13 protein-coding genes are annotated in these 12,921 nt (G+C 67.6%); 7 read left to right on the top strand and 6 right to left on the bottom strand.

The window, feature by feature from the left end; translation table 11 throughout:
* The first annotated feature begins 39 nt into the window (after positions 1-39).
* Positions 40-1,095 carry a diacylglycerol kinase family protein gene (locus KTR40_RS01215; RefSeq protein WP_228405032.1) on the top strand — a complete coding sequence of 352 codons (1,056 nt, stop codon included), beginning with the start codon at positions 40-42 and terminating at the stop codon, positions 1,093-1,095.
* Positions 1,096-1,115: 20 nt separating this feature from the next.
* Here the strand turns inward: KTR40_RS01215 and KTR40_RS01210 are convergent, their stop codons facing one another.
* The 3 genes from KTR40_RS01210 to KTR40_RS01200 form a co-directional block, all read right to left on the bottom strand.
* Positions 1,116-1,316, bottom strand: coding sequence for a hypothetical protein (locus tag KTR40_RS01210; RefSeq protein WP_139027466.1), 201 nt, complete (start codon positions 1,314-1,316; stop codon positions 1,116-1,118).
* A 136-nt stretch (positions 1,317-1,452) separates the two neighbouring features.
* The gene (gene pheA / locus KTR40_RS01205) at positions 1,453-2,391 is read right to left on the bottom strand and encodes a prephenate dehydratase (protein ID WP_228405031.1); all 939 of its coding nucleotides are present in this window, start codon (positions 2,389-2,391) and stop codon (positions 1,453-1,455) included.
* Between the two features lie 13 nt (positions 2,392-2,404).
* Positions 2,405-2,731 (bottom strand): rhodanese-like domain-containing protein, encoded by a 327-nt coding sequence (locus KTR40_RS01200; protein WP_139027464.1) that lies wholly within the window; start codon positions 2,729-2,731, stop codon positions 2,405-2,407.
* Positions 2,732-2,945: 214 nt separating this feature from the next.
* Between KTR40_RS01200 and KTR40_RS01195 the strand changes: the two genes are divergently transcribed.
* The 4 genes from KTR40_RS01195 (at position 2,946) to KTR40_RS01180 (ending at position 6,199) form a co-directional block, all read left to right on the top strand.
* Positions 2,946-4,433, top strand: a complete 1,488-nt coding sequence (locus tag KTR40_RS01195; protein ID WP_228406214.1) for an amidase — start codon at positions 2,946-2,948, stop codon at positions 4,431-4,433.
* Positions 4,434-4,591: 158 nt separating this feature from the next.
* Positions 4,592-4,816, top strand: coding sequence for a hypothetical protein (locus KTR40_RS01190; protein WP_139027463.1), 225 nt, complete (start codon positions 4,592-4,594; stop codon positions 4,814-4,816).
* 516 nt (positions 4,817-5,332) lie between these two features.
* A complete protein-coding gene (locus tag KTR40_RS01185; RefSeq protein ID WP_228405030.1) occupies positions 5,333-5,692 on the top strand; it encodes a hypothetical protein in 360 nt (119 codons plus the stop codon).
* 81 nt (positions 5,693-5,773) lie between these two features.
* Positions 5,774-6,199, top strand: coding sequence for a lipopolysaccharide assembly LapA domain-containing protein (locus KTR40_RS01180; protein WP_228405029.1), 426 nt, complete (start codon positions 5,774-5,776; stop codon positions 6,197-6,199).
* A gap of 27 nt (positions 6,200-6,226) precedes the next feature.
* On the opposite strand, the gene KTR40_RS01175 is transcribed toward KTR40_RS01180, so the two are convergent.
* From KTR40_RS01175 to KTR40_RS01165, 3 genes are all read right to left on the bottom strand, one after another.
* Positions 6,227-7,735 carry an acetyl-CoA carboxylase carboxyltransferase subunit alpha/beta gene (locus KTR40_RS01175; RefSeq protein ID WP_228405028.1) on the bottom strand — a complete coding sequence of 503 codons (1,509 nt, stop codon included), beginning with the start codon at positions 7,733-7,735 and terminating at the stop codon, positions 6,227-6,229.
* A gap of 1 nt (position 7,736) precedes the next feature.
* Complete coding sequence (locus tag KTR40_RS01170) at positions 7,737-8,948, bottom strand: CaiB/BaiF CoA-transferase family protein (RefSeq protein ID WP_228405027.1); 1,212 nt, start codon at positions 8,946-8,948, stop codon at positions 7,737-7,739.
* A 68-nt stretch (positions 8,949-9,016) separates the two neighbouring features.
* The gene (locus tag KTR40_RS01165; RefSeq protein ID WP_228405026.1) at positions 9,017-10,411 is read right to left on the bottom strand and encodes an SLC13 family permease; all 1,395 of its coding nucleotides are present in this window, start codon (positions 10,409-10,411) and stop codon (positions 9,017-9,019) included.
* 133 nt (positions 10,412-10,544) lie between these two features.
* On the opposite strand from KTR40_RS01165, the gene KTR40_RS01160 reads away from it, so the two are divergent.
* The gene (locus tag KTR40_RS01160) at positions 10,545-11,243 is read left to right on the top strand and encodes a FadR/GntR family transcriptional regulator (RefSeq protein ID WP_228405025.1); all 699 of its coding nucleotides are present in this window, start codon (positions 10,545-10,547) and stop codon (positions 11,241-11,243) included.
* Positions 11,244-11,402: 159 nt separating this feature from the next.
* The gene (locus KTR40_RS01155) at positions 11,403-12,827 is read left to right on the top strand and encodes an FAD-binding oxidoreductase (RefSeq protein ID WP_228405024.1); all 1,425 of its coding nucleotides are present in this window, start codon (positions 11,403-11,405) and stop codon (positions 12,825-12,827) included.
* Positions 12,828-12,921 lie beyond the last annotated feature (94 nt).

Below are 12,921 nucleotides of genomic sequence, written 5' to 3'. Positions count from 1 at the left end.
CCGGACCGGAAGGCTTCGCCGGGCTACTGTTGAACCACCATGAGCGACTGGATCCTGTACCTGCTGATTGGGGTGGCCCTCGCGTTTGCCATCTCAAGCTGGTGGGGCGTGCGCAGGCTCAAGGCGCTGCACATCCGCAGTACGGTGGGCGGGGAGGCGCAGGAATCGGGGCTTGCGGAACAGCGCGTCGCCGTGATCCTGAACCCCATCAAGGCAGGGTCGATGGAAGCCAAGGGCAAAATCCAGCGGGGCTGCCTGGCGGCAGGCTGGGAAGATCCCGTCTTCTTCGAGACGACGGCGGAAGACCCGGGCCATTCACAGGTGCGGGCCGCGCTGGCGTACAAGCCCGACGTCGTCCTGGTGGGGGGCGGTGACGGCACCGTCCGGGTTGTGGCTGAGTCCCTCGCGCACAGCGGTGTGGCCATGGGACTGGTCCCGCTGGGGACGGGCAACCTCCTGGCCCGGAACCTTGACCTGGACGTCAATGACCTTCACGCCAATGTGAACACTGCGCTGTTCGGCCGGCAGCGGTACATCGACACCGCCCGGATGGACATCGAAAACTCCGTGACGGGCGAATCATCCGAGCATTCGTTCCTGGTGATCGCGGGCATCGGCATGGACGCCGAGATCCTGGCCGACACCAATGCGGGCCTGAAAAAGGCTGTGGGGTGGCTTGCATATACCGAGGCCGGCATGCGGCACCTGCCGGGACGCCGGAAGAAGGTCTCGATTTCCCTGGACGGCAGCCCGGCCCAGGTCCGGAACATCCGCAGCGTGCTGTTCGCCAACTGCGGCCTGATCCCGGGCGGCATCGACTTCATCCCCCAGGCCATGATCGACGACGGCATGCTGGACGTGGTGGTGATGAGTCCCCGCAGCGCCCTTGGCTGGCTGCTCATGTACGTCAAGATCATGTTCAAGCACAGCGGGAAGCTGCCCGTCATGACCGTCTACCGCTCCGGGAAAGTGGTCATCAAGTGTCCGGAACCGATGCCCACCCAGCTGGACGGCGACACCGCCGGCGAGGCCACCAAGCTCACCGTCCACGTGGAGCCGCGGTCTCTATTGGTGAGGGTCAAGGGCCGGGACTAGGGCACGGGAACCCGGAAGGGTCAGTGGCTGTCCCTGTGGGCCTCGGCAGCTTTTGCGGCGGCGTGGGCCTCGGACTGCTCGCGGATCATGGCTTGCTCTTCTTCAAAGCGCAGGCGGTCGGCACGGTCGGCTTCGTCGCCGTCCCAGTCCTGGTTGTCGGCGGTAGGCCGGGGGTTGACGATCATCCCCTGGCCATCGTTTTCGGTGCTGCTGGTAGTCATGACGCGCTCCCTTCACTAGGGGCCATCCCCCATGTGGATCAAGCAAGCATACGCATTGTCCACAGCCCGCGAAAGTACTTCGGAGGGCATTTGCGTACGCTTTGGGCGAAGCGGCGGAACCGCTTTCGCTGCCCTGTCATGCAGGCCGGAGAATGTCTCCCACCCACGCCCGCGCTGCCTGGAACGCCTGGTCAGCGGTGTGCCGCTCCACCACTGTGCGTTGCATGTCCGCCTTGGGATATGAGCCGAGGAAACGTGTGGCCGGGCTGATGCGGTGGAGTCCTGCCAGGGCATCGGCCATCCGCTCGTCGCCAACGTGCCCGTCGGCGTCGATGCTGAAAAAGTAGTCCCCGAGATACTGTCCCGTGGGGCGGGACTCGATGCGGCTGAGGTTTACTCCGCGGCTCGCAAACTGGTCCAGAATCTCCATCAGGGCTCCCGGACGGTCCTCCGGAAGCGGCACCACCACGGTGGTTTTGTCCGCTCCGGTGCGCGCGGGCAGCACGCCCGGGCGGCTGACCAGGATGAAGCGCGTCACGGCTTCAGGATTGTCGCCAATGTCCTCCGCCAGGACGGACAGGCCCGGCTGCCCCTGCGCCACCAGTGGAGCGCAGATGGCGGCCTCATAATGGCAGGCCTCCTCGAGGAGCCCCATTGCCGCCGCGGCGGTGGATGAGCCCGGGACATATTCCGCTGACGGGATATTACTGTCCGTCCAGAGGCGGCACTGCGCCCAGGCATGTCCATGCGTTGATACCCGGCGCACGTCGGCCAAACGGACTCCCGGCCTGGCCACCAGGACGAAACTGATGGGCACCAGGACTTCGCGGATGATCCTCAGTTCCCCGCCGCTGGCGATGGCGTCGAGGGTGGCGGTAACCCCGCCCTCCACGGAGTTTTCGATGGGCACCATGGCTGCATATGCCGCACCGTCACGTACGTTGTCCAGCGCAGCGTTGACGTTCGACGACGGCACGCGGGTGGCCTGCGCGGCGTCCGGCACCTGCATGAGGGCAGCCTCGGTGAAGGTACCCTCGGGCCCGAGGAAGGCATAGGTGACGGAGGACGCAGACATGGGTGCCCTTCGCCTACAGCACCATGGGCTTGAGCCCGTTGTCCGAGACAAGGGGCTTACCGGCCTCCAGCCACATGTCCATGCCGCCGGCGACGTTGATGGCGGTGTAGCCCTGGCCTGTGAGCCATTGCGCCGCGCGGAAGGACCGGCCCCCGGTGCGGCAGATGACGTAGACGTCCTCGTCGGGATCGAGTTCCTCCAGCCGGCCCGGAAGCTGGTCCAGGGGAATGTGGAGGGCGCCGTCTGCGTGGCCTGCCACCCATTCGTAATCCTCACGGACATCCAGGATGACGGCATCGTCGGGGATGTCGTTGACGGGGACGTTGTCGAAATCGCTCACGGTGATTCCTGCCTTCGCGGATCGGGGGTCGGCTTTAAGCCTAGTGCTTTACGTCCGGCAGGGGCCTCTTGGCCGCCAGGTTAAGCTCGCGCAGCCACGTTAAGCTTCTGTGTGACCCAAGGAGGAAAATTGCTCCCTGCACACTTTGCCGTGGCGGCCGCTGGCCGGGGCAGGCCGGGCAGCCGCTGCCGCCCTGCGCTGGCCGCGGGATCCCGTGGCTGAACTCCACGAGCTGTCCGCGGTGGCCCTCCGGGACGAGCTGCGGCAGGGAAAGGTGTCGGCAGCGGAGGCGGCAGCCCATTTCCTGCAGCGGATAGAACAGAAGAACCCACTGCTGGGCGCGTTCATCACGGTGACGGTGGACCAGGCCATGGAGCACGCCCGCTCCGCGGATTCCCGGCGATCCCGGACTCCGGCCGGAGAGCTGCCACTGCTGCACGGCATGCCCCTGGCCTTCAAGGACCTGACCGACGTGGAAGGGGTGCCAACCACGCATGGCAGCGCGGCGCTGGACCACAAGCCGGCCCTCAGCGACGCCCCGCTGGTGGCGCTGCTCAGGAAAGCCGGCGCAATTTCCCTGGGCAAGACCCAGGTGCCCGAGTTCGGATTGACTGCCTACAGCGAAAACCGGATCGCGCCGCCGTCGCGCAATCCCCATGGCCCCAGCAGGAGCTCGGGGGGATCCTCCGGCGGCAGCGCCGCCGCCGTGGCCGCCGGGCTGCTGCCTTTCGCGCCGGGATCTGACGGCGGCGGATCGGTCCGGATTCCCGCTGCCGCCTGCGGGCTGGTGGGCCTCAAGCCCGGCCGCGGCCTGGTCCCTGCGGGGGAAAGCCTGGGGGATCCGGCCCGGCTGGTGGTTGCCGGCCCCATCGCCAGGACCTCCGCCGATGCCGCACTCATGATGGACGCTCTTGTACCTGGGTCCTCCCCCGCCCTGTCCACGCCCGCTGCACGCAGCCTCCCTGCCTCCACACGCGCGGCGCCCGGGGGAGTTGCCCGAGGGGAGGGCGCCTACCTTGAGGCGCTGGAGCAGGATCCGCCGAGGCTCCGCATCGGCGTGACGCTGGACAGCCCGTGGTCCAGTACCTTTCCCTTCAGCCCGGAACAGGAAGCGCTGGATGCCCTCCAGGCGGGCATCGGCCTGCTGGAACATGCCGGACACGCCCTAGGGGAGGCTTCCATGCGCTATGACAACCGCTACCCCGATGCCTTCACCACGGCCTGGACGGCGGCAGTGGGGACGGCCCGGATCAGCCCGCACCGCGAAGCGCTGCTGGCTCCCCTGACCCGCACTTTCCGGCGCCGCGCCCAGCAACGCAGCCCGGCGAAACTTGCTGAATCGCTGGCCTTCCTGCGGCAGTTCCAGCACGATACGGTGGCGCAGTTCGCCCAGTGGGACCTCATGCTGATGCCCGCACTTGCGCAGACACCCCGCCCGGTGGGCTGGTTCACCGGGCTGCACGGGGGCGAACGGTGGCCCGCGGCCCACTGGCCGGGGGACGCCGACGGCGACTACCGCAAGCAGTGCGAATACGCGCCCTGGTCCTCCATGATCAACGTCTGTGGCCTGCCGGCCATCACCCTTCCTGTCCACTGGACGGGCGGAACACCCGGCCTGGGACTGCCGATGGGCATCCAACTGGTGGGGCCGGCGGGTTCCGAGGCCCTGCTCCTGCAGGTGGCCAACCAGTTGGGGTACTAGCCAGGCAATTGGGGCACTAAAAGCCTTGATGGGGGTCTTGTTGACCTGGATCTAACACCGGTTTAATTTTCCCGTAACCGTGTGGGACCAGACTGGCAGAGTCCACACGGCTTTCGCTTCCCCTAATCTGGCCATCACTCAACGAGGAGTTGCCGATCATGAACGCTGAACACTCCCGCACCGCTCCCAGCAACACCCACGAAGCGAACCTGGCCCGGCCGGACCTGAACAACGCAAATATCAGGGAGGACCTCGCGGAGAGGGGCCGCTGCGGCATGGTCCATTTGCCCACGGGCCGGACCTGCCTCCTTCCCCTCCGGCACCATGGCCCGTGCGAGTTCCACCGCCCTCAGGAGGCCGAGGACGTGATCACCGGCGGATAGCCACCCCGTCGCGGGCACGCCGGAGCCGGACGACGCAGCAAATGCACCCGCCAGGGTGTCGACTCCCCACCGAAACGGGAGGACGATTAAAGGGCAGTCACTGTGAGGAGGTCTGTGATGTGCTATTCATCCAGCAAGGACTTCGGGTGGGGCGCCAGGAAGGAAACCCACCGCCGGCCTGAAGCCAAGCAGGACACCCCGGAAACCCCGGTAGAAACGCCTGAGAAGCCAGTCAGGGCGCAGGACTTCACGTTCTGGGCTTTCCCGGCCTGGTGGAAGACGCCAGAGCCCCGCACCACACCTGCTGATCGGAGCAAGGAGAGGGTCTGACGCCGGCGTGGCAAAGTCAACGGAAGGGTCTTCACGGAAGGCCCTTCCGCTGTCTCCGGACGCGGACTGCGGACGCGGGCTCCGGACGCAGCCTCCCCACCCGTTCGGACACAGCCTCCGGCCGCATGCGGACACAGTATCCCTACGCGGGCCCGCGCAGGAAAACCCCGCAGGAGAAAGGACGGCATGCCCGGGATCTATGTACATGAAGCCACCGTCCTGATGGACGCCGGCTCCGGAACCGGGGCGCCCGGGGCAGCCATCACCGTTGCCCTGTGCGGCAGCTGGCAGCATCCGCCGCCCTGCCCGCTGGCCGCCCACCACACAGCAGCGCAGCGTGACGGTGAAACCGTGACGCTGCGAACCATCTTCACTGCCGACCCGCAGCGGGAAGCCGAGGTCCGCCGTCGTATTGATGGCGCCCTGGCCCACGGCTCACAGGCCGGCCCGGACGGCACGGTTGTCCGGTGGACTCTGGTGGCAGCTGGACCGGCCGGGCTGACGGCGGAGGAGCGCGGGCATGGTCGCCGAATCGCCGGGACTTAGCAGCCCCCGCGTTGTGCCGCCTGAACCCCGACCGCTAAGGTGGCATCAGTAAGCATGCTTAGCATTTGGGAAGGGGACGCAATGAGTGCTGGACAGTACACGCCTGGGCCTGAGGGGCAGCCGGAGCAGGGCGGCAACGGGATGCCGCCGGACCGGACCGGTACAGCAGCGGTGCCGAACGCGCGGCCGGCAGACGCCCGGCCCGTCTCCCCTGGCCCCACGGCCCAGGTTCCCGCTGCGGAGCAGCCACGGGTGACCCGGGCAGGGGTGGTGTGGGCTGCCGTCGTTGCCGCCCTGGTGGTGCTGATCCTGCTGATCATCTTCATCCTGCAGAACCAGGACCAAGTGGTGGTCCGCTACTTGGGGCTGGAGGGCATGGTCCCGCTGGGCATGGCCCTGTTCATCGCCAGCGTGACCGGCGGCGTCCTGGTTGCCATGGCCGGCGGCGCCCGCATCCTCCAGCTCCGCAGGAACGCCCACCGCGCAAGGGTCCAGCAGCGGAGGTAGCGCCGCCGCAGCAAGGCTGCGGCCAGGTCACCCCGCGCCCAGGCTCCGGTACTTTTCGGAGCGCGCCGCAACCAGCCCGGCGACGGGAAGGCCGGAGAGCGAGCCCAGCTCATACTCGATGGCCTTTGCCATGCGCTGGCAGAATGCGCGCGGCTCCAAAGAGGCGTCGTCCCGCTCATCCACAATGTGGTCCACCAGTCCGTGAGCGTACAGCGACGCGACGTTGACGCCCTGCGCCTGCGCCATCGCGGGGGCCAGCGCAGTTGTCCGGTGCACAATGGCACTGGCACCCTCGGGGGGCAGCGGTGAGAGCCAGCTGTGCTGGGCCGCGATGGTCCTGTCCGCCGGCAGCAGTGCCAGCGCCCCTCCCCCGGCACCCTGGCCGAGCAGCACAGAGACCGACGGGGCGGCCAGGCCGATCAGTTCGTGCAGCGAGCGCGCAATCTCGCCCGCCAGGCCGCCTTCCTCCGCAGCCTGCGAGAGCGCCGCACCCGCGGTGTCGATGACGGTCAGCAGCGGCAGCCGCAGCTCCTCCGCCAGCTTCATGCCCCGCCGCGCTTCCCGCAGGGATCCGGGCCCCATCCCGGCTGCTTCCTTGCGAAGCGGCCGCGCGTGGCCCAGGACGATGCAGGACTGCCCGCCGAAACGGGCCAGGGCCAGCAGCAGCCCGGGGTCCTTCTCACCCTGCCCCGTCCCGTTCAAGGGCAGGGCGTCCACTGCCCCGTACTTCAGGAGCTGCCGCAGGTCCGGACGCCGGGCACGCCGGGAGATGCCAATGGACGTCCACGCGTCCACGGGAGCGGGCCGGACGCCGAGCGTCGCGGGCTGCGCCGGAACGCCGGCCCGCTCCGCGCACAGGATGTCCAAGGCCCTGGCCACCAGGTCAGCGAGGTCGGCAGGCTCCACCACGCCGTCGATCAGTCCCTTGTTGAACAGGTTCTCCGCTGTCTGCACGTTCTCCGGGAAGGCCTCGCCGTGCAGCGCCTCGTAAACGCGGGGGCCCAGGAACCCCAGGAGGGCGCCGGGTTCAGCCACGTTGATGTGGCCCAGGGATCCCCAGGAGGCCATGACGCCGCCGGTGGTGGGGTGCCGCAGGTAGACCAGGTAGGGAAGGCCGGCCTGGCGGTGCGCCCGCACGGCCCCGGTGATTTTCACCATGGACAGGAAGGCCAGCGTCCCTTCCTGCATCCGCGTGCCCCCGGACGCCGGGCCGGCCAGCAGCGGCAGCCCCTCAGCCGTTGCCCGTTCGATGGCCGCCACGATCCGCTGTGCCGCCGCGTGGCCGATCGATCCCGCCAGGAAGGAGAATTCACTCACGATCACCGCCACCCGGCGACCCCGGATGAGCCCGGCGCCCGTGATCACGGATTCGTCCGTACCGCTCCGCTCCCGCGCCTTGGCAAGGTCGCGGCAGTACTCCGCGGACAGCGGCGGCTCCTGCGCCGGCATGTCCCAGGAGACGAAGGACCCCGCATCCACCACGTTGTCCAGCAACTCGGCGGCGCCCAGGTGCCGCACCTTTTCCGTCGTCGCCATGCTATTTCGCCCCGGCGGCCACGGCCCACAGGCCCAGCCATTCGCGGATGGCCTGCCCGTCCTCATCCAGCAAGGGCGGCGCGTCGTGTTCGGTGACCGTGGTTTCCGAGGCGTCGCCGGGAGCAAAGAACCTCAGCGGCGGCCCGGGCAGGCTGACCTTGCCGAGCAGCGGATGCTCCACATCCACCACCAGCCCCTGGGACGCAACCTGTTCCCACGCGTACACCTCGTCAAGCGAGCGCACCTTGCCGGCGGGGATCCCGGCGTCGTTCAGCTTCTGCAGCAGCTCTGCTGCCCCGTAGCGGGCAAAGACGCGTTCGACGGCGGCAATCACCCCTGCGCGGTTCCGCACCCTTTCGGCGTTGCTGGCAAAGCCCGGCGCCGCCGGATCCAGGCCGAAGGCCGCAGCGAACGAGGCCCACAGTTTTTCGCTGCCGACGCTGATCTGCACGCTCCCGTCCCTGCAGGCAAAGAGGCCATAGGGCGCGATGGACGGATGGTGGTTGCCCTGCGCCTGCGGAACTTCCCCTGCCACCGTGGTGCGGGTGCCCTGGAAGGCGTGCACCCCGATCAGTGATGCCAGCAGAGACGTCCGCACCACCTGCCCGCGGCCGCTTTTGTCCCGGTCAACCAGCGCCGCCAGCACTCCGAATGCCCCGTTCATGCCGGCGAGGAGGTCCGCGATGGGGACGCCGACCCGCTGGGGATCGTCCGGTCCGGAGCCTGTCAGGGACATCAGCCCCGCCTCGCCCTGGAGGATCTGGTCGTAGCCGCTGCGCTGGGATTCCGGCCCGTCATGGCCGAAGCCGGTGATGGAGAGGACCACCAGGCGCGGGTTTAGTTCGTGCATGGCAGCGGTGGAGAAGCCCAGCCGGTCCATGACGCCGGGGCGGAAGTTCTCGATCACCACGTCGGCCCGCTCCAGCAGCCCCCGCAGCACCGCCTGCCCGTCTCCGCTCTTCAGGTCCAGGCTGATGGATTCCTTGTTGCGGTTGCAGGACATGAAGTAGGTGGACTGCGGATCGTCGGCGGGGCCCACGAAGGGCGGACCCCAACCCCGCGTATCGTCCCCCGTCCCGGGGTTCTCCACTTTGATGACGCGGGCGCCCAGGTCGGCCAGCATCATTCCGGCATGCGGTCCAGCCAAAGCCCGGCTCAGGTCCACTATCAGGTGGCCGGACAGGGGCCCCTGCGTACTATCGGTTCTGCTCATTGCCTGGTTTCCTTCGTTTGCTGATCTCGCGGCTGCCGGTTCGGCGCTGCCGGGGTGCGTTCAACCGGCTACATCCAGCCCGGGACGACCATGACGAGCCAGGCGATTGCGGGTCCGGCGACCACGACGATGCCGCTGTAGGTCAATATCTGCTTGTAGAAGCGTTCCTTGTCCACGCCGTCGGGCGCATTGGCCAGCACAAGTGCGCCGTTGGTGGAGAAGGGCGAAACATCCACGATGGTTGCGGAGACCGCAAGTGCCGCGATGACTCCGACGGCACCGATTTCGCCGGCGGCAAGGAACGGAACCGCCAGCGGAATGAGTGCCGCGAGGATTGCGGTGGACGATGCGAACGCCGAAACGATTCCGCCGATGTAGCAGATCAGCAGCGCTGCCAGCAGGGGCAGGCCGAGGTTGGCGACGCCATCGGAGACGAACTTGATCGTGCCGGCTTCTTCGAGGACTCCAACAAAGGTCAGCATGCCGCAGATGAGCAGCACGGTGGACCAGCTGATCTTGTTGACGGCGCCCTTCTGGGCGGCCGGTGACACCAGCGCCAGGATGATGGCGATGGTAATGGAAACGAAGCCGACGTCGACCTTGAATCCGAGGGAGATGACGGCGAGGGAGATGAGACCAAGGATGGTCACGAGCTGCGGCACGGTGGCGCGGGCACCTGCGGAGCTGACCCCGGCCTCACCGGCTGCGGAGGACCCACCAGTGGTGCCCTTGGCCGAGACGCCAGAAGGGGGAATGTCCGAACCGGAGCCCTGCAGGGTGACACCGGCCGCGCGGGCGCCGACGCTCACCTTCATGCGGCTCTCGGCTGCCTGCTCAACGATCCGGCCAGCCTTGGAGGAGAGGAGTTTGCTGCCGCCGAGGACGATGAACAGGACCGCTGCCACGACAAGGTTGAAGATGAAGCTGGCCAGGAAGATAGCCATCGGGCTCGCGGCGAGTTCAGTCTTGGCAATCAGTCCGTTGACCGTAACGCCGTAGACGGCGATCGGCGAGAACCCGCCGGCCTGGGCGCCGTGGATCACCATCATGCCCATCAGCAGCGGGCTGATCTTGTGCTTCCCGGCGAAGCTGAGCGCGATCGGGGCGATGATTGCGACCGCGGCCGGGGACAGGGCACCGACGCTGGTAATCAGCGCCGTGATGGCGAACATGACCCAGGGAATCAGGGCTACGCGGTTGCCCACCAGCCGCACGGCGCCCCTCACCAGGAGGTCGATGGTGCCGTTGTTCTGGGCGATGGCGAAAAGGTACGTGACGCCGACGATGGTAAGGAACAGACCGCCGGGGAAGTTGGCCAGGATGTCACTGGTGGAAATCCCCAGGACAACGCTGCCCAGGAGGAAGGCGCCAACGAAGGCCAGCGCGCCCATGTTCAGGGGAAGGACGGTGGCGAGCAGGAACATCGCCGCCAGGATGAGGATGGATAAAACAGGAGCGGACATCGTTGGTCCTCCATTGGGGATGGGAGTGTGACGTGAGTTACTGGCTCACTGGACTAGCCTCCTAGACACCCAGTCTGTATGTCAATAGCAGGAGGCGCTATTCTGGAAGGACCGACGACGTAGCGAGGGCTTTGTGGAGAAGGCATCACGGCTGGGACTGGAACGAATCACGCGCCCCCGGCTGTACGAACAGCTCGTGGAGCAGATCCTGTCCTACATCGAGTCCGCCCAGCTGAGGCCCGGCGACCTGCTGCCGGCGGAGCGTGACCTTGCCGAGCGCCTCGGCGTTTCCCGTGCCACGCTCGCCCAGGCCCTCGTGGCCCTCGAGGTGCTGGGGGTGATCGACGTGCAGCACGGGACCGGAGCCGTCCTGGCGCGCCGGCCGAGTGTCGCCTCCGTGATAAAGGGCCTGCGCGAGCACCGCAGCAGGCTGCCGGAGATCGTGGAAGCGCGAAGCACGCTGGAAGTGAAGCTTGCCGCCCTCGCCGCTGCCCGGCGCACGGACGAAGACCTGGCTGCCATTGATGACGCCCTTGAGGTGATGGCGAAGGAAATCAGCGACGGCGACCGCGGAACCCACGGTGACGAGCTCTTCCACCAGGCCATTACGGCCGCAGCGCATTCCTCCGTGCTGGCGCAGCTGATGGCCTTCATCGCGGAAATGATTCTTGAAACCAGGATGGAATCCCTTGGCCAGCCCGGACGGCCCGAGCAGTCCCTTGCCTCCCACCGCAAGATCGCCGACGCTGTCAGGGCGCAGGATGCCGAAGGTGCCGCCGAAGCCATGCTTGCGCACATCGAGCTGGTGTCGGACGTGGAGCTGCTCCGCTGACGGGAGCGTATTGACCCCGCCCGGCGGCGGTTTTACACTCTGGACATCGCGTGAGGCTTCCGGCTCGATGTGCCGGCAGTTCCTCGTGGAAGGCGGCCAACGCCTCCCACATCTTCCTTATCCCCTAGGGTTCAGCCCTTAAGCGGAAGAGCACGGACGATGTCCACAGTTCATGACAACGCCAGGGAGTTGCAACAGGCACTGCACGAGCTGCGCGGGAAGCTGTCAGGATCCCTGATCGAGCCCGGGGATCCGCTCTACGACGATGCCCGTGCTGTTTGGAACGGCATGGTGGACCTCCGGCCGCGGGCCGTGGTCCGCGCCGGGGCCCTGACCGACATCGAGGTGGTGCTGGACGCTGTCCAGCGGACCGGCCTGGCCCTGGCGGTCCGCGGCGGGGGCCACAATGTGGCCGGTCACGGAACGGTTGACGGCGGACTGGTCCTGGACCTCGGGCCGATGAAGCGCGTCCAGGTCGATGCTGGATCCCGGCTCGTCACGGTTGAGCCGGGAGCAACACTTGCCGACGTGGACCGGGCCACTGCCCCCTACAACCTCGCCGTTCCGCTGGGGGTGATCAGCGGGACAGGCGTTGCGGGCCTTACCCTCGGCGGCGGGGTGGGCTGGCTGACCCGTACCGGCGGCCTCAGCTTAGACAACCTGGAATCGGTGGACGTCGTGACCGCCGCCGGAGAGCACCTGCATGCGAGCGGCCAGGAGAACCCGGAGCTCTTCTGGGGGCTGCGCGGCGGCGGCGGCAACTTCGGCGTTGCCTCCTCGTTCACCTTCCGCGCCCGTCCCCTGCCGGCGGCTCCCTTGGGCGGAAACCTGTTCTACCGGCGCAAACACTGGCGGAACGCCCTGCTCGCCTTTGCCGCCTGGACCCCCACCCTGCCCGAGGAAATGAACCCGATCGTCTCGTTCCTGGTCTTCCCGCCCGAGTTCGGGATGGGCGGGGACCCGTGGATGATCCTCGGGTTCATGTGGGTTGGCGAGGACCACCAGGCCGGCCTCGACCGCGTTGGGCAACTGACGGCCGCGGCACCGCCCGACGAACAGGAGGTTGGCCCTGCCTCGTGGCTGGACTGGCAGAGCGCCATGGACAGCGTTTTTCCGAAGGGCTCGCGCGGCTACTGGAAGAACGTCTCCTTTTCCCGCCTCGACGAGGAGACGGTGGATGTCCTGCTGGGTTTCGCGTCCGAGGTGACCTGGGAGGGAACCGGCATCGACATCCACCACATGGAGGGAGCGTTCGGTCGGGTGCCGGAGGACGCCACGGCGTTCCCCAACCGGTCCGCCCGCTACTGGCTCAACGTGTACGGATTCTGGCGCGACCGTTCCGAGGACGACCGGCTGACAGCCTTTGCCCGCAAGGCTTATGCACTCATGCAGCCGTTCGCCGAGCATGGCGAGTACGTCAATTTCCTGGGTGCCGAAGTCGGGCTGAAGGAGGCGGACGCTGCCCGCGCGGCGTACGGCCCGGAGAAGTTCCAGCGGCTTGTTGCCCTCAAGGACCGGTACGACCCCCACAACGTCTTCCGCCTTAACCACAACATCCCGCCGACGCAGCCGCCGCCAGGCTAGTCCCAGCGCTTTAGGCTCACAAGCGCTTAGTCGCATGAAGGCCTAGGCGGGCGACGGCGGCACGTGCGCCGGAGCGCCGGGCGGCGTGGGCGGC

The organism is Pseudarthrobacter sp. L1SW (genome assembly GCF_020809045.1).
GTDB lineage: Bacteria > Actinomycetota > Actinomycetes > Actinomycetales > Micrococcaceae > Arthrobacter.
The sequence above is the reverse complement of the archived record's forward strand: the minus strand, read 5'-3'. Positions and strand labels throughout refer to the sequence as shown.